This is a genomic window from Streptomyces sp. NPDC050264, from assembly GCF_040655895.1.
Taxonomy (GTDB): Bacteria; Actinomycetota; Actinomycetes; order Streptomycetales; family Streptomycetaceae; genus Streptomyces.
Map to the genome: position 1 here is coordinate 40,058 of NZ_JBFAKV010000032.1, position 16,429 is coordinate 56,486.

A 16,429-nucleotide genomic window follows, 5' to 3' on the forward strand; every position below is an offset into this window, starting at 1 on the left:
TCAATGATCACAGGACTGGACCGGACGGCGGTCGCCGAATCCGTCAAGCGCGTGGTGCTCGCCGAGTCCCGCCTGCCCCTGCAGCCCGCCGACATAGCCGACCACGAACCGCTCAACGGGGAGATCCTGCACGTCAACTCGCTGGGTTTCGTCGGCATGCTGGTGCAGCTGGAGGACGAGCTGGACATCGTCCTGCCCGACGACCTGTTCGTCGGGCGCAGCTTCCGCACCGTCCACGACCTGATCGAGGTCGTGCTGCTCGGCGCGGAGGCGGCCCGATGAGCGCCACGCGGCTTCCCACCACGTGGCGCAGTGTCCTGCCGCACCTCGACGAGAAGCTGCCGCCGGACCGCACCCCGCAGACCGCGGGCCGCGACGGCGGCGTCCAGGTCAACCTGCCCATGGAACTGGTGCGCCAGAGCGTCCTGCAGAAGGAGCACTGGGACATCCCCGCCGAGGTCGTCGAGGCGTACAAGGCCTTCCGCCCGACCCCCCTGTGGCGGGCCAAGGGCTTCGAGCGTGCCGTCGGGGCGCGCGTGCCGATCTACGTCAAGTACGAAGGCGGCAACATATCCGGCAGCCACAAGCTCAACACCGCGCTCGCGCAGGCGTATTACTACGCCAAGGCGGGTGTCCGGGAACTCGTCAGCGGTACCGGGGCGGGCCAGTGGGGCACCGCGCTCGCCGCGGCCTGCGCCATGTTCGGCATGAAGTGCACCGTCTTCATGGTGGGCAACAGCCTGCGGCGCAAGCCCTACCGGGGCACGCTCATGCGCACGCTCGGCGCCACCGTGCACGCCAGCCCCAGCCCGCTCACCGAGGTGGCGGCGCAGAGCGAGGCCGGCGTCAACAGCCTGTCCCTGGCCATCGGAGAGGCGGTGGAGTACGCCGCCCGCACCGAGGGGGCCGCGTTCTGCATCGGCAGCGGAGAGACGTACAGCATCCTGCACCAGTCGGTGATCGGCCTGGAGGCCGCCGACCAACTGGCCGATCTGGACGCGGAGTTCGACGCGGTCGTCGGCTGTGTGGGGGCCGGCTCGAACTTCGGTGGGATCGCGCTGCCGTTCTTCGCCGCCGCGTCCGCGGCGGGGACCCGGCCGCCGCTCCTGCTGGCGGCCGAGTCCAGCACCACGCCCAAACTGACCCGGGGCACGTACGCCTACGACCGGACGGACGCCACCGGCACGGGGCCGATGGAGGCCATGTACACCATCGGAAGCTCCTATCCGATCCCCGATTCGCACTCCGCCGGCCTGCGTTTCCACGGCGCCGCGAAAGTGCTGTCGGCGATGCGCCACCGCGATCAGATATCCGCGACGGCCGTCGGCCAGGTCGACGCGCTCGACGCGGGCCGCCTGTTCACCCGCAGCGAGATGGTGCTGCCCGCACCGGAGTCGGGACACGCACTGGCCGCCGCCGCCCGCCTGGCCGCCGCCGGGGCGCAGGGCAACAACGGCCCGCTCCGCTCCGACAAGGGCGTCCTCGTGTGCGTCAGCGGCCACGGCTACCTGGATCTGGGGGCCTACCAGCAGCTGCTGGACGGCGAGTTGAGCGATGTGGCCCCCGACCCCCGGGAACTGCGCCGCGCCATGAGCGACCTGCGTCCGGCGAACACACTCGCCGGGGTCGGAGCGGGCCGTGAGCACTGACCGCCCGATCACCACCGACTGCCGCCTCTTCGACTGCGTCCAGGTCAACCTCGCGATCCTCGCGGACCGCTGGCACGGCGTACACACCCATCTCAACCTCGGGTCCGTCCTGCGCTTTTGGCCCACCCCGGGCCCGGCCGGTCTGCCCACGGTGGAACGCTCCCTGGCCGACCAACTCGCCGAAGCAGCACCCCTGTTGGGCCTCGACATCACCGAGCAGGCACGGACCCGGGCGGGCGAGCCGCCGGAGCCCGCCCAGGGCCGCTACATCGTCTCCGACGCCTACCACCTGCCGTGGGTCCCCTACGCCGGTCAGCGCCACATGGAGCACAGCTTCCTGCTGGAAGCGGACGCACACGGCGCCGTGGTCGTGGACGGCTACCACAACGAGACGCCGTGGGGCAGCGCCAGGCCCCTCACGCGCAGACTGGACCGCGCCGAACTCGCCGCAGCCGTACCCGGGTCCGCGACGACCGTCACCTTCGCACCCGCGCGTCCCGCACCCGCCACCCCCGCCACGGTGATCGATCTGGCGGACGACGCGACCATCGACGCCTACGTGTCCGCGTACACCGGCCACCCCGACCGTGTCGCGGCCTTCGACCGGCTCACCCTGGAGACCTGGCTGCTGGCCCGGTCCCGCAGACTGCACGCCTCCTTCCTCGACGGCCCGGCCGGTCTCGCCGCCGACCCGGTGCGGGACGCTCACGTGGCCGCGTGGGAGGCGCTCGCCGAGAGCGTCTACGTCGGCTACCGCAGGGTGGCCCGCGGCCGCTCCGCACCGGCCGGGACACCGGACCGGCTGGCCGCACAGCTCCGCCGCGACCGCGAGGTGTTCGGGGCCGGCACCGCGCACGCCGTGGCGCGCGCCGAGACCGCCGCGGTGACGGTGCCCGCCCCGCTGCGCGATCGTGTCGCCGACACCGTCGCCGCGGTGCTCACCGTGGACGTCGCCGGAGTGCTGGACGCGGACTCGCTGGCGGACCTGCCGGGCTTCACCTCGTTCCGCGTGGTGGAGATCATCGAGCGCCTCGAACACGACCTGTCCGTGGAATGCGCCGCCGACGACCTCGTCCCGGAGAACCTCCACCACCTCGACGGCATCGGCCGCATCGTCCTGAGCGCCCTGCACACCGCACCCGAGCCCGCCCGCATCGCCGCCCGCACAGGAGGGAACTGATGTCCGCCCACGCCGAACTGCTGCACCATCTCCTCGACGAGGCGGCCGCCGCCACCCCGGACGCCCCCGCCGTGAGCAGCGGTGACCACACCCTGACCTACCGGGAGCTCGACGCGGCCTCGCACCGGCTCGCCGGATGGCTGCAGGCCCAGGGCCTGCGCCGCGGCGACCGGCTCGTCGTGTGCGCGCCCGGCTCCGTCGTCCAGCCCGCCCTGGTCTACGCCGCCGCACGCGCGGGCATCACCTTCTCCCTGCTGCACGAACAGGTGCGCGGCGTCCAGCTCGACCACGTACTCGACGACTGCGAACCGGCGCTGCTCGTCACCGACGACACCGACGCGCGCGAAGCCGCGCGCCGCCGGGACGTACGGGCGCAGACCACCGAGGCGCTGGCCGCCGTGGCCTTCGCCGACGGGCCCGCCCCCGAGGTGGCGCCGCCGGGCACGCTCGCCGTCGACCCCGTGTGCCTCATCTACACATCCGGTACGACCTCCCTGCCCAAGGCCGTCGTCACCACCCATCAGCAACTGACGTTCTCCGTCCACGCCATTCAGAGCGTCCTCGGCTACCGCCCGAGCGATGTCGTGTACAGCCCGCTGCCCCTCTCCTTCGACTACGGCCTCTACCAGCTGTTCGTATCGACGCTGTCCGGCGCCCACGTCGTACTGGGCCGTCCCGCCGAGGTCGGGCCCGCGCTGCTGAACAATCTGGTGCGCGCCGGCGCGACCGTGCTCGCCGCGGTTCCGTCCGTGGCCGAGGCCCTGGCCCGGCTGCTGGGCCGCGCCCGCCGGCCCGGCCCGCCGCCGCCCCTGCGGCTGCTGACCAACACCGGGGCGGCGATGCCCGCCGAGACGCTGCGCACCCTGCGTTCGGCCCTGCCCGGCCTGCACGTCCAGTTGATGTTCGGGCTGACCGAGTGCAAGCGGGCCACGATCATGCCGCCCGACGGCGACCTGGAGCGGCCCGGATCCAGCGGCCGGGCCCTGCCGGGAACCGAGGTCTTCGTCGTGGACGAGGAAGGCCGCCGCCTCGCCCCCGGTGAGATCGGCGAGATCGTGGTGCGGGGACCGAACGTGATGGCCGGCTACTGGCGGCGCCCCGAACTCACCGCCCAGCGCTTCCGGCGCGTCGAGGGACTCTTCCCGCAACTCGACACCGGTGACTACGGCTGGGTCGACGAGGACGGCTTCCTCTACTTCGACGGCCGCCGCGACGACATCTACAAGGAGAACGGCTTCCGCGTCAGCGCCACCGAGGTCGAAGCGGCCGCCCGCCGGGTGCCCGGCGTCACCGCCGCCGCGGTGCTGCCCCCGCAACGCCCCGCCCCCGCGCTGCTGTTCGCCGTGGGCGGGCTGTCCGCGAGCGAGGTGCTGCGCGGCATGCGGGAGGAGATCGAGGAGTTCAAGATCCCCCGGCACTGCCTCGTGCTCGACGCGCTCCCCCTGACCGGGAACGGCAAGGTCGACCGCAAGGCGCTCGCCGCCCTGACCGAGGAGGCCGTCCGTGTCCGCACCCGCTGAAGCCGTCACCCCGGCCGCGCAGCCACCGCCCGGCGTCCTGTCGCAGATCCCCACCCCCGCCTACGTCTACGACCTCGCCGAAGTGCGGCGCAACCACCGGGCGCTGCGTGCGGCCCTGCCCGCCGACAGCGGCGTGTACTACTCGCTCAAGGCCAACGCCCATCCGTCCCTGCTGCGTGTGCTGCGGGAACAGGGAGCAAGCCCCGAGGTGTGCTCCAGCGGAGAACTGGAGGCGGCACTGGGCGCGGGATGGCCCGCAGCCGAGGTGCTGTACAGCGGCCCCGGCAAACGGGACCAGGAGATCGAGCAGGCGCTGCGCGCCGGGGTGCGCCACTTCTCGGTGGATTCCCCCCACGCCATCGAGCAGCTGGACCGGATCGCCCGACGGCTCGACGTGAGAGCCCAGTGCCTGCTGCGGATCAACGACGACCAGCCCGTGCGGGGACAGGGACTGGCGATGACCGGGGTGGCGTCCCAGTTCGGGGCCGACACCCAGTGGGTGCTCCAGGAGCCGGCCCGGTTCGCCGGACGGCCGCACGCCGAACTCGTCGGCCTGCACCTGTACATGGGCACCAACCTGGCAGAACCCGAAGCGCTCCTCGGGCAGTTCGACCGCTCGCTGCGCACCGCGAAAACCCTCCGCACGGTGCTCGCCGAACACGGTGTGCGCCTGCGCGTCCTGGACCTCGGCGGCGGTTTCGGCGCGCCCTTCGCGAGCGCCGGCGAGCGGATCGACCTCAGCGCGCTGCGCCCCGGCCTCACCGCACTGCTCGACGAGGAACTGCCGGACCGGCACGACGACGGCACCCGCATCGTGTTCGAGTCGGGCCGGTACCTGGTGGGCACCGCGGGGGTCCTGCTGACATCGGTGCTCGACGTGAAGCGCTCGCACGGCAAGGACGTCGTCGTCCTGGAGTCCGGTATCAACCACCTCGGCGGCATGTCCGGGATGCGCCGCCTGCCGCCGCTCAACCCGCAGCTCGTGCCGGACGCCACCGGATCCGCCGCCCCGCGGCCGGACGTCCTCGACGCCCTGGTCACCGGTCCGTTGTGCACTCCGCTCGACACATGGTCACGGGCGGCGAAGCTGCCCGCGCTGCGCCCCGGCGACGTGCTGGTCGTCCCCAACGTCGGCGCCTACGGCCTGAGCGCGAGCCTCATCGCCTTCCTCGGCCACCCGCTGCCGCTGGAGGCCGTCATCGACGGCGACGACCCCGGCAGCGTCCCCGAGACCACCCGCATCCACCTGACCCGCACCACCGTCCCGGCCGAGGCCGGCACCACCCTGGGAGTGAAGTGATGGACCCCCGATTCACCGACGCGCTCGTGCCGTTCCTGAAGTTCCTCGACGGCCAGGAGATCGCGCCCGAGGCGTCCCTGCGGTCGTACGGCCTCGACTCCATGCAGGCCATCGAGCTGCTGTTCGCCCTGGAGGACGCGTTCGAGGTGACCCTTCCGGACGACGCCATGAACGACGCCACCTTCGCCACCGCGGGCAGCCTGTGGGAGGCGGTGTCCGCGGCGGTCGAGGCCGAGCACGGCCTCGCGGACACCTCCCGGGCGGCGGCATGAGCGCGCCCGCCGTTCTCCCGCCGCCGCCCACGGCTGTCGCACCGGACGCCGTGAGCCTGAGCCGCCGGGTCGAGGAGGTCGCCGCCGTCGCCGGCGAACACCTCGCCCGGCACGAGCGGGACGCCACCTTCCCCGTGGAGGCGCTGGCACAGATGCGCACCGGCGGGCTGCTCGGCCTGCTCGTGCCCGAGGAACACGGCGGGCTCGGCGGCACCCCCGCCGATGTGGTGCGGGCCGGCATCGCCCTCGGCCGCGTCGACATGTCCGTGGCGATGATCTTCGTCATGCACTGCCAACAGGTCGCTGCCCTCGTGGAGTTCGGCAATCGGCGGCTGCGCGACGAGCTGCTGCCCGAGGTCGCCGCGGGCCGCCAGTACCTGGCCTCCGTCACCACCGAGTCCGGCAAGGGCGGCCACCTGCTCACCTCACAGACGGCCCTCACGGCACACCACGGTGGCCTGGTCCTCGACCGCTTCGCGCCGATCGTCACCGGCGGCGAGCACGCCGACGGCTTCCTCGTCACCATGCAGAGCCCCGACTCCGCCTCCCCGCACCAGGTCTCGCTCGTCTACGCCCACCGCGACCAGCTCGAGATCGAACGGTCCGGGCACTGGCAGCCGTTGGGCATGCGCTCGAGCCACAGCGTCGCCCTGCGACTGGCCGGAACCGTGCCGGCGCACCATGTGGTGGGCGAACACGGTGACTTCCGCACCATCGTGACCACCGTGTTCGGTCCCCTGGCCCACCTGGGCTGGTCGGCCTGCTGGCTCGGCACCGCGGCGGGCGCGCTCTCCCGTGTCGTCAAACTGCTGCGCTCCGCGCGCACCAGGGGACGGGCCGACCTCGACTCGGAACTGCTGCTCACCCGGCTGTCCCGGGCCAGGCAGCGCATCGACACCGTGCACGCCCTGCTCGACCACACGCGCAGGACCGTCGCCGAGGCCCCCGACGTGGGCGCCCCGCGCGTCCAACTGCTGCTGAACGGGCTGAAGATCACCGCCGCCGAGGAGTGCTACCGCGCCGTCGACGAGCTGGTGGACGCCGTGGGCATGCGGCACGGCTACCTCAAGGACTCGCCCACACGGCTGGAGCAGAGTCTGCGGGATCTGCGCTCGGCCGCCCTGAACTACAGCAACGACCGCCTCCACCTCGTGGACGGCAAGCTCGCCCTGCTGGACTCCGAGGTGCGACTTGACTGACGTGCAGGCACCGACGAACGTCCGGCACTTCCCCTCGCGGCCCTCACCGCTCGGACCGGCCGCCGTCCTCGCCACCCTGCCCGAGCGGGCTCCGGCCGCGCTCGTCTGGGAGGCCTGCGGTGCGGCCGGGCTGATCGAAGGGCTCTACGACCGGAAAGGATCCGTCGACCCGCGGCGGCTCGCCGAACTGCTCACCGCCGTCGACGCCCGCGGCGACAACGGGGTGACGCTGAGCGTGCTGGTCCAGGCGGCGAGCGCCCTCCCGGTGCTGGCCGCCGGTGCCCCGGCCGACGGACCCGTGCGGGAGGCACTGGGGCGCGTCCGCTCCGGTACGCAGACGCTCGCGCTCGCCGCCACCGACAGCGCGGCGGCGGGCTCCGACCTCGCGGGCCTGCAGACGGAGGTGGTGATCGGGCCGGACGAGATCGTGCTGCGCGGCGGCAAACGCTGGATCACCACCGCGTGCACGGCCCCGTGGTTCCTCGTCCTCGCCAGGCACCGCCCCGGCCGCCACTTCACCAGCTTCACCTGGGTCCTGGTCCCGGCCGACGCACCCGGTGTCCGGGTCACCCCGGCCGACACCGACCTGCTGACCGGCGCCGCGACCGGGCACGTCGAGTTCACGGACGTCCGGCTCACGCCGGACCACGTGGTCGGCCGCCCGGGCCGCGGCATGGTCGCCTTCGCCCAGCACATGGGCACCGAACGGCTGGCGGGCGCCCTGTGGGCGGTCGCGCTGACGAGCCGGGTGCTCACCGACACACAAGAGCGGCTGACCCGGCGGCACGTGGACGGCCTGCCGTTGTGGCACAACAGTTCCGTGCGCCAGCGCTACGCCGCCTGCCTCGTCCAGGTCAGACAGTTGCACGCGTTGTGCGACGGCCTCGGTGACCGGATCGCCCGGCACCAGGACCTCGCCGCGGCGGCGCTGCTCAAGTCCGCCGTCGGCCTGGTCGTCGACCCCGTACTGGCCGTCTGCGCCCAACTGCAGGGCGCCGACGGCCTGTCGCGCGACGGAGCCCAGCGTGTCCGCAGCGAGGCCGCGGTGTTCGGCATCGGCGGCGGGGTGACCGAACTGGTCCTGGACACGGTCGCCGACCACGCGCAGTCCATCCTCGCGGAGCTGCGCGCATGACGACTCTCATCACGCAGGCGGCCCCCGACGTGTGGGTGGCGAGCGGCGAACTGGAGCAGTGGGCCCGGGAAAAGGCGCACCCCGACGACCGGGCCGCCGCGGCGCCCCTGTCCCGGCGGCGCGAAGCCGAGTTCGTCGCCAGCCGGTCGCTGCTGCGCCACCTGCTGCGCCTCACCGTGCCCGAGCGGGCCCGGACGCCGATACGGGCCGACGCGCACGGCCGGCCGGTGCTCGACGGCGACCCCGGCACCGGCATCAGCATCTCGCACGACGGCAGCGCGATCGCCGTCGCGGTCGGCCGTCGCCGACGGGTGGGCGTCGATGTCCAACTCCCTTTGAACACCGTGCCGGACGGCCTGCTGCGACGCTGCCTCGGACCGCACACACCGAAGATCCGCCCGCTGTCCGAGCGGCGGCGGGCCGTCGAGCTCGCCTGGGTGTGGACGGCCCAGGAAGCCTGCGTCAAAGCGGCGGGAACCGGTCTGCCCGGCAGCCCGTGGTCGATCGACATCACCCCCGGACGCCACGAGGGCCAGTGGGAACAGTTCCGCTGGATCAGCCTGCGCGATCGCTCCCACACACCCCTGAGCTGTGCCTTCTCAGCTCCCGACAACGGCCTGGAGGCCACGTGTTCCTGACCGGCGCCCCGGCCACCATGCCGGACCTCAGCTGCTACACCACGAACCTGCTCGCCTTCCTCGCACCGGACGTCCCCGATGTCCACCGCCGGCTGGCCACCGCCGTCCGGCTCGCCGTGCGCACCGACCTGCCCACGGGCGAGCTGGCCTTCTCCCACCATCCCCGCATCGACCGGACCGACGACGGCCGACAGCTCGGCTACGCCGGCGCACGCGACTGGCCGACCACGCGCGAGGCCCTGCACCGCACGCTGCGGCGCGACCAGCGCGCCCTCGCCGTGGGCAACACCCGCCATCTGCCCTGGGCGCCGGCGCGGGGACGGGCGGACGCCCCGCACTGGGTGATCATCAAGGAGCGGCGTGAGGACCAGTGGCTGGTGGCCGACCACTTCTCGGCCCTGACCCCGTTCGGCGACCAGGAGCCCTACCTGGGCTGGATCACCGACGCCGAGCTCGCTGTCGCACTGGCTCCCTGGACCCGGCCTCCGCAAGAAGTCGCCCGCCGCGACGCCCTCGCCCTCGGGCAGCAGACCACCACCGTGCCGGCCGACCACTACCGCTGGCTGGACTGGGAGCCCGCCCCCGAGGACCCGGGCGCCGCCCCCGGCCCCGGAAGCTGGCTCCTCGACCTCGAGCCGTCTCTGCTGCGGATCTCCGAGGTGCTGCGCGCCGACCCGGCCACGGTCGCCCGCTACGTGGACGACCTGTGGGCCGCCGCCCGCCACCACACCTTCAAGCTGGCCTTCGACGTGACGGACGGGAACACCCATCCCGAACGGGCCGCGGCCGCGACGGCTGCCTGGGACGAACTGCCCCGAGCGCTGCGGTTCGCCGCCCAGTCCACCGCGCGCGGCCGCCCCCGCCCGGGCGCGATCGACCGGTCCGTCGACCAACTCCTCACCGCACTGCGGGAACTGCCCGCACCCGATACGGAATGAGCTTGCCATGAACAGGCCGATCGTCCTCATCGCCGAAGAACTGTCACCGGCCGCCGTCGACGCCCTGGGGCCGGACACCGAGGTCCGGTACTGCGACGGCGCCGACCGCCGTGAACTGCTGGCGGCCGTCGCCGACGTCGACGCGGTCCTCATCCGTTCGGCGACCCGGCTGGATGCCGAAGTGCTCGCCGCGGCAGGCCGGTTGAAGGTGGTCGCGCGCGCGGGCGTGGGGTTGGACAACGTCGACGTGGCCGCCGCCACCGAGGCCGGTGTGCTGGTCGTCAACGCCGCGTTCGCCAACGTGGTGAGTGCCGCGGAGCTCGCCTGCGGCCTGTTGATCGCCACGGCACGCAACATCCCGCAGGCCGGACAGGCGTTGAAGAACGGTGAGTGGAACCGCTCCCGGTACGGCGGCGTCGAGCTCGCGCACAAGACGCTGGGCGTGCTCGGCCTCGGCCGCATCGGTGCGCTGGTCGCCGAGCGGATGACCGCGTTCGGCATGAAGATCGTCGCCCACGACCCCTATATCGACCCCGCCCGCGCCGACCGCCTGGGTGTGCGGATCCTGCCGCTGGACGAGTTCCTCGCCGCGAGCGACTTCCTCACCGTGCATCTGCCCAGAACGCCCGAGACGCTCGGGCTGATCGGCCCGCGGGAGCTGCGCGAGGTCAAGCGGGGCGTGCGTCTCGTCAACGCAGCCCGCGGCGGCATCGTCGACGAGGAGGCCCTGTACGCCGCCCTGGTGGACGGACGGGTGGCCGCCGCGGGCCTGGACGTCTACGCGCAGGAGCCCTGCACGGATTCGCCGCTCCTGGGGCTCGACCAGGTGGTCTGCACCCCGCATCTGGGCGCCTCCACGCGGGAGGCGCAGGACCGGGCAGGTGTCTCGGTGGCCGAATCGGTGCGACTCGCCCTCGGCGGGGAGCGCGTGCCGGACGCGGTCAACGAGGTCTGGTGGCACGGGACCGAGGGCTCCGGCGCACAGGCACAGGTGCCGATCGGGGCCGGGGCCGTATGACAGGGGGGCCGGATCAGCGATCCGGCCCCCGCTCCCAGCACCCGGCGTACTACACCGAAGCGGTGGTCACGTCGGCGGTGAACACCGGCCGGCCGTTCTGGTCCAGCGTGACCTGGACGACCTGCGTCCCCTTGCGGCTGTCGGCCCCCGCGGCCAGCGGCACGGCGCTGACGCGGCACGGCACGTCGAATTCGGCGTAGCGGATGAAGCGGGTCGTCATGCCGATCACGGATGCCCTGCGGGGGGACCGCGCCAGCGCTGCCTGCCGCGCAGCCTCGAGCAGGAGCATCCCGGGCGCGTGGTCGACCGGGTGGTCGAAGAGCAGGGGGTGGCCGAGGTCCGTTCTCAGGAACCAGTGGTCCGCTCCGGGTTCCGGCGCCGGTGACAGCACGACGTCCGAACCGCTGTGCCGGCCGACGAGCTCCGGGGCGACCGGCGGGCCCGGCGGCAGCGCACGGGCGTGGGCCCTCGCCATGTCACCGTTCTCCCCGCGAAGTCGCTGGTAGACCGCCGGCGACTGGTTGTTGAACTTGGTCCGGACGTACGCCGAGGGCAGGCCGTGCCAGGACGCCTGCACGGTCATGGTCATTCCCCCGACCCGCGTACCGCGGCGTATGACGTCGGAGCAGGTGACGTCCAGCTGCATGGTCACGGGGGTGTCGGCCCCGGCGAGCATCGAGGGCTCGATGGTGAAGTGCAGGTTCTCCCACGCCTGCCGGAAACCGAACGGTGCGTCGTAGGCGGAGTGGCAGAGCAGCGGGATCGACTGGCGTATGCACTCGACGAGCATGAGGGCATCGCGGCAGCCGTGTGCTCCCGCGTAGAACCGGTGGTGGGCGGGCCAGTGCGCGGAGATGCTGAAGCGATCGGCGCCGACCTGCTGCCAGTCGCGGAGCAGCACCTCGCTCGCGTCCAGTTTGTGCACCTCGGCCGCGGACACGGGCCGTCCGCCGATCGTTGTCTCGGATGTGTTCGCCAGCGTGGTGAGCATGTTGTCCCCCATCAGTGGTGCGGAACGAACGGACTCAGGGCACCCGCGGATCCGGTTGGGTCGCCCCGCAGCAACAACATAAAGAGTGTTCGGTTTTTTGGGAAGTAAAGATGTAGCAAACCTCGATCTCCGTTCGAGGCGGCACAGGCGTCCACGGGCCTGGCCGCCTGCTGCAGGCGTGTGTGGGCGAGGGTTGCTGCGTCTTGATCGACGACGTAACATAGAGAGCGTTACGTTTTGTAGAAAGCGAGAGACCGTGGCGGAGCCCAAACAAGAGCGAGCGGTGCAGACCCGCAAGGCGATCCTCCGCGCGGCGGCCGAGACTTTCGATGAGTACGGCTACGCGGGCGCGAGCATCAACATGATCCTGAAGAGAGCGGGCCTGACCACCGGAGCCATGTACTTCCACTTCGACTCGAAGGAGGACCTGGCTCATGCGGTCATGAACGCCCAGCCCGAACTGATCGTCCCTCAGCTGCAGTCCCACGGCCTGCAGCGGCTGGTCGACATCACCCTGCTGTGGTCCCACATGCTCCAGGTCGACCCGCTGCTGAGAGCCGCCGTGCGCCTGACGGGGGAGCAGGCGTCGATGGGGACCCGGGACGCGACGCCCTACCGGTCCTGGGCCGGCGTGATGACCGACTGCCTGCAGGACGCCAAGGACACCGGCGAACTGCAGGCCGGCGTATCGCCGGACGAACTCGGCGAGTTCGTCACCGAGGCGTGCACGGGCATGCAGATGTTCTCCGCCGTGGTCAGCGGCCGCAAAGACCTGACCGAGCGCACGCTGCGCATGTGGCGGCTGCTGCTGCCCGGCGTCGCGGTCCCCGCGATCATCGCCCGGACCGAGGTCACCCACGAGCGCGTGAAGCGCCTCACCGCCTGACGGGCGGTCGCCGCCGGGCCCGGCGCGGAGTCCGACCACGTCATGGTCCTCCGCGCCGGAAGCGGAGTCCCGGCTCTCCAGAATTTAACGCATGGGCATTGTTTTCGAGGGTGCCTATTCGGAAATTCTATTCCCATGAATCGCCTGTGATCTGGGTCACATCACTCTCCCTTTGGTGTCGCTACTGTCCTCGGTGTCGAGCGAATCGGTCGCTCGAAAAACCGCAAAGGAGAATCGCCATGGGTTCGATTCGTCTGGACGAGATCGTTGCCGGCGTCGTCGGTCAGGTTTCCGCGGAGGAAGTGGCCGCCGCTGCCCAGGTCTCCTCGAACCTCGACGAGGACGCGATGACCTTCGGCCCCGTCAACATGTTCGCGCTCGACAAGTAAGGCCGACGGTGATGAGGCCTGGCCGGCCCGTATGCCGGACCGGCCGGGCCTCATCGGGTACCACATTTCGCGCGAATACAGTCATGCGTCACCCCGTCACGAGAACAATAGGGTGGGTTCGATGATTTCCCTGAAAGGCCCTCAGAGCGTTGTCGAAACCCTCTATGTGGTTTCCAGCGCGCACGCCAGGAAAACCGGTCAGGACGTACCGGCCGGCAGCGACGCGCTGGCCGCGCTGCGCGCCACGTACCACCTGATGATCAGCGACAAGCAGCCCGCCCTGCGCGACGTGCTGCCCGGCGCGGCGGACCTCCCCGTCGCCGTCGGCTCGGGCCCGGCGCACAGCGGCCTCGTCAAGGCGTTCATCGGCTCCGTCGCCGGTGAGGCCTCCGTCGACTACGACATCTTCTCCCGGGCCCAGGAGGACACCCCGCAGGAACTGCGGGCCAAGCACGCGCCGGTCGAGGCCGCACTCGCCGAGACCGGGCGGCAGTGGCCCGAGTTCCGCAGCCTCTACGAACTCCTCGTGCCCGTCCTGCTCTACGCCCCCGACGGCGGCCTGGCCGGGGGCACCGCGAGCACCGTGCTCGGCGTGCTCTGGCTGGATCCCAAGGGCCACTGGAACAGCGTCGACATCCAGGAGTTCCTGCTCCACGAGTTCGTGCACCACACCCTGTTCCTGGAAGAGCGCCGGCACGGCTTCTACAAGAACATGGGCCTGCTGGTCGAGGACCGCTACCTCACCCGCTCGGCCATCCGCCAGGACCGCCGCCCCCTGGACAAGGTCCTGCACAGCATCGTCGTGGGCACCGAAGTGCTGCTCGCCCGCCACGAGAAGCGCATCGTGCGCCCCCAGGGAGTCGACCTCAACCTGCACCCCGCGAGCGCCGAGCTGCTGGCCGGCGTGACGACCAGCCTGGACGACGTCTTCGCGCTGCCCCTCGACGAACTCCTGCGGCCGCGCCCCATCGAAATCCTCGAACTCTGCCGTGAGCGCCTCGCGGTGATCAGCGAATCCTGATCCCGTTCCGACACCTTTGCCGCGTAAGGAAGGCCGCCCATGTTCCACCTCGAAGGAAGTACGGAGATCCTCCGGAACGCCGCCGTACTCAGCCATCCGTATCTGGACGACCCGGAATCGGTGTCGTCACGATCACTGCGGACCGCGTATCTCGAATTCCTGCGTGAGCTGGCCGGTTCCGGTGATTACGCGGACTATCTCGACGGACGCCTCAAGCAGCGCGATAGCGAGAGCGCGGGCGAGATGCTGTTCACGGACAGCAGCCTGGAGATCGGGATTCTGGGGGCGATATTCGGGAACCCGGACAAGAATGGCCCCGACCAGTTCACGCCGGCTTCCGCATGGCAACTGGACAAGTGCCGGAAAGGTGGCGAGTTCATCGCCGACCGGGACCCCGGACTCGCCGGACTGATCACGCTCCTGACCCACACCGTATTCACCGTCCAGACCTCGTGGCACGGATCGATGTCGGACCGGCGGGCCATCGGCGCCACCCTGATCATCCCGGGCGAGAACTGGCACGAGAACGACATCGCCGAGGCGTTCCTCCACGAGTTCACGCACACCGCCCTGTTCCTCGACGAGCGCGCCAAGGGCCACTTCCGCGTGGGCGCCGACGAGGTGCTGCTGCACTCCGCCATCCGCAAGGACGAGCGCACCCTGCCCGCCGTCGTGCACAGCCTCCTCGTCGCCACCGAAGTGCTGTCGTGGCGCAAGGCCCACGGGCTGTGGGACACCGTCCCCTTCCGGCTCCACGGCTCTTCGCGGGCCATGCTCGACAAGGCCCGCGACTCGCACCGCACCCTGGTCTCCCTGCCGGACTGGGACGGCATCGTCAAGCCGCGCATGTTCCAGCTCGTGGCCGCGGCCGGGCAGCGCCTCACGACGTTCTGAGAGACGGGCGCGGCACCACCACCGACTGCCGGCCGGCCGCCCCGGCCGCGTGAAGGAAGCGACATGAGGACATCAGCCCGGGCGCCTTCGGGCCGCGGTGAAGGGGCCCGCAACAGCCTGGCCATCCTGGCCTTCACCGCCGTCACCAACCTCGCCGACGGCGCCCTGAAGATCACCCTTCCGCTGCTCGGGGCGGGACTCACCTCCTCACCCCTTGCCGTGGCGACGCTGTCGGCGGTGCTGATGCTGCCCACCCTGCTGCTGTCCCTGCACATCGGCGTCCTCGTCGACCGCTACGACCGGCGGGCGCTGCTCTGGCTCTCCAACGCCGCCCGCGTCGCCTCCCTCGGCACCCTGCTCGTCTGCGCCCTCGCCGGTCCGGTCGGCCTGCCCGCCCTGTACGGCATCGGATTCGTCCTCGGTGTCGCCGACGTCGTCGCGGCCACCGCCGTCAGCGCTCTCGTCCCCGCCGTCATCCCGAAGTCCGGATGGGAGCGGACCAACGCCTGGGTCGCCGGAACCGAGACCGTGGCCCAGGAGTTCTGCGGCCCGGTCGTCGGCGGCCTGCTCGTCGCCGCGGGCACGAGCGCGGCCCTGGGCGCCGGTGCGGGTGCCTATGTTCTCGCCTCCCTCACCTTGTTGCTCCTCGTCGGCGGCGCCGGCCGGCCCGCCCGCTCCGGCACGGCCACGGCAGGCGTGACCCGCCAGATCGTCGAGGGCGTCACCTTCCTGTGGCGCCGGCCCGCGCTGCGCCTGACATCCGTCGCCCTGACCGTGCTGTGCGCCTGCTGGGGCGCGTGGCTGGCCCTCATGCCGCTCATCGCCACCCACCAACTGGGCCTGGCGCCACAGGAGTACGGCATGCTCCTGAGCGCCCTGGGAGTGGGCGGTCTCGCCGGTGCCGCCGCCGTGACACCCCTGAACCGGCTGTTCGGGCGCCGCCGGGTGATGTTCGCCGACCTGGTCGGAACCTTCGCGATGGTCGTTCTGCCCCTGCTCACCGCGGAGCCCTGGCTCATCGCCGCGGCCGCCTTCGCGGGTGGCTTCGGGGGCGTCCTGTGGTCCGTCAACGCGCGCACCATCGGCCAGTACCTGGTCCCCGACGAGATGCGCGGACGCTACAGCGCCACCGCCCGTGTCCTCACCTTCGGGGCGATCCCCGTCGGCGCCGCCCTGGCCGGCGCGCTCGGTGAACTCCTCGGCCCACGCGCCGCTCTCGGCCTGTTCGCCGTGCCTGTCGCCCTGCTCGTCGCGCCGTTCCTGCGCACCCTCACAGCAGGCGAGCTGGCCCGGATCTTCGCGCAGCCGAAGGACGCGCCGCGGAGCCGGCCGGCCGGGCCGGCCGCCGGTGACCCCGCGGGCACCCCCGCCGCCGCGCCGCCGAAGCCCCGCTGAGCCC

Annotated in this window: 16 protein-coding genes and 1 pseudogene; 16 read left to right on the forward strand and 1 reads right to left on the reverse strand. The window is 71.8% G+C overall.

Annotated features, from left to right (window positions below; translation table 11 throughout):
* The first annotated feature begins 3 nt into the window (after positions 1-3).
* The 11 genes and pseudogenes from AB0J02_RS38320 to AB0J02_RS38370 form a co-directional block, all read left to right on the forward strand.
* Positions 4-282: a phosphopantetheine-binding protein gene (locus tag AB0J02_RS38320; RefSeq protein ID WP_363198507.1), complete on the forward strand. Its 279-nt coding sequence runs from the start codon at positions 4-6 to the stop codon at positions 280-282.
* Positions 279-1,649 carry a TrpB-like pyridoxal phosphate-dependent enzyme gene (locus AB0J02_RS38325; protein WP_363198508.1) on the forward strand — a complete coding sequence of 457 codons (1,371 nt, stop codon included), beginning with the start codon at positions 279-281 and terminating at the stop codon, positions 1,647-1,649. Before AB0J02_RS38320 ends, AB0J02_RS38325 begins: the two co-directional genes overlap by 4 nt.
* On the forward strand, positions 1,639-2,829 hold the full coding sequence (locus tag AB0J02_RS38330; protein ID WP_363198509.1) for an acyl carrier protein: 1,191 nt from the start codon (positions 1,639-1,641) through the stop codon (positions 2,827-2,829). Before AB0J02_RS38325 ends, AB0J02_RS38330 begins: the two co-directional genes overlap by 11 nt.
* Positions 2,829-4,349 (forward strand): class I adenylate-forming enzyme family protein, encoded by a 1,521-nt coding sequence (locus tag AB0J02_RS38335; protein ID WP_363198510.1) that lies wholly within the window; start codon positions 2,829-2,831, stop codon positions 4,347-4,349. Before AB0J02_RS38330 ends, AB0J02_RS38335 begins: the two co-directional genes overlap by 1 nt.
* Entirely contained in the window at positions 4,333-5,649 is a 1,317-nt protein-coding gene (locus tag AB0J02_RS38340; protein ID WP_363198511.1) for an alanine racemase, read from the forward strand. The genes AB0J02_RS38335 and AB0J02_RS38340 overlap by 17 nt, the downstream gene beginning before the upstream one ends.
* Positions 5,649-5,921: an acyl carrier protein gene (locus AB0J02_RS38345; RefSeq protein WP_363198512.1), complete on the forward strand. Its 273-nt coding sequence runs from the start codon at positions 5,649-5,651 to the stop codon at positions 5,919-5,921. Before AB0J02_RS38340 ends, AB0J02_RS38345 begins: the two co-directional genes overlap by 1 nt.
* Positions 5,918-7,120, forward strand: coding sequence for an acyl-CoA dehydrogenase family protein (locus tag AB0J02_RS38350; protein WP_363198513.1), 1,203 nt, complete (start codon positions 5,918-5,920; stop codon positions 7,118-7,120). Before AB0J02_RS38345 ends, AB0J02_RS38350 begins: the two co-directional genes overlap by 4 nt.
* 1 nt (position 7,121) lies before the next feature.
* A complete protein-coding gene (locus AB0J02_RS38355) occupies positions 7,122-8,255 on the forward strand; it encodes an acyl-CoA dehydrogenase family protein (RefSeq protein WP_363198546.1) in 1,134 nt (377 codons plus the stop codon).
* Positions 8,252-8,893 carry a 4'-phosphopantetheinyl transferase superfamily protein gene (locus tag AB0J02_RS38360; protein WP_363198514.1) on the forward strand — a complete coding sequence of 214 codons (642 nt, stop codon included), beginning with the start codon at positions 8,252-8,254 and terminating at the stop codon, positions 8,891-8,893. The genes AB0J02_RS38355 and AB0J02_RS38360 overlap by 4 nt, the downstream gene beginning before the upstream one ends.
* The gene (locus tag AB0J02_RS38365) at positions 8,884-9,831 is read left to right on the forward strand and encodes a hypothetical protein (RefSeq protein ID WP_363198515.1); all 948 of its coding nucleotides are present in this window, start codon (positions 8,884-8,886) and stop codon (positions 9,829-9,831) included. The genes AB0J02_RS38360 and AB0J02_RS38365 overlap by 10 nt, the downstream gene beginning before the upstream one ends.
* Before the next feature lie 7 nt (positions 9,832-9,838).
* A pseudogene (locus AB0J02_RS38370) lies at positions 9,839-10,777 on the forward strand (hydroxyacid dehydrogenase); the annotation flags it as partial.
* A 121-nt stretch (positions 10,778-10,898) separates the two neighbouring features.
* Here AB0J02_RS38370 and AB0J02_RS38375 read toward each other — a convergent pair.
* Positions 10,899-11,840, reverse strand: coding sequence for a ScbA/BarX family gamma-butyrolactone biosynthesis protein (locus tag AB0J02_RS38375; protein ID WP_363198516.1), 942 nt, complete (start codon positions 11,838-11,840; stop codon positions 10,899-10,901).
* Positions 11,841-12,123: 283 nt separating this feature from the next.
* Here AB0J02_RS38375 and AB0J02_RS38380 point away from each other — a divergent pair, with 283 nt between their 5' ends.
* From AB0J02_RS38380 to AB0J02_RS38400, 5 genes are all read left to right on the forward strand, one after another.
* Positions 12,124-12,726 carry a ScbR family autoregulator-binding transcription factor gene (locus AB0J02_RS38380; RefSeq protein ID WP_363198517.1) on the forward strand — a complete coding sequence of 201 codons (603 nt, stop codon included), beginning with the start codon at positions 12,124-12,126 and terminating at the stop codon, positions 12,724-12,726.
* Between the two features lie 239 nt (positions 12,727-12,965).
* Positions 12,966-13,115, forward strand: a complete 150-nt coding sequence (locus AB0J02_RS38385) for a hypothetical protein (RefSeq protein ID WP_363198518.1) — start codon at positions 12,966-12,968, stop codon at positions 13,113-13,115.
* Between the two features lie 121 nt (positions 13,116-13,236).
* On the forward strand, positions 13,237-14,136 hold the full coding sequence (locus AB0J02_RS38390) for an HEXXH motif-containing putative peptide modification protein (protein ID WP_363198519.1): 900 nt from the start codon (positions 13,237-13,239) through the stop codon (positions 14,134-14,136).
* A 39-nt stretch (positions 14,137-14,175) separates the two neighbouring features.
* On the forward strand, positions 14,176-15,030 hold the full coding sequence (locus AB0J02_RS38395) for an HEXXH motif-containing putative peptide modification protein (protein ID WP_363198520.1): 855 nt from the start codon (positions 14,176-14,178) through the stop codon (positions 15,028-15,030).
* Positions 15,031-15,093: 63 nt separating this feature from the next.
* A complete protein-coding gene (locus AB0J02_RS38400; protein WP_363198521.1) occupies positions 15,094-16,425 on the forward strand; it encodes an MFS transporter in 1,332 nt (443 codons plus the stop codon).
* Positions 16,426-16,429 lie beyond the last annotated feature (4 nt).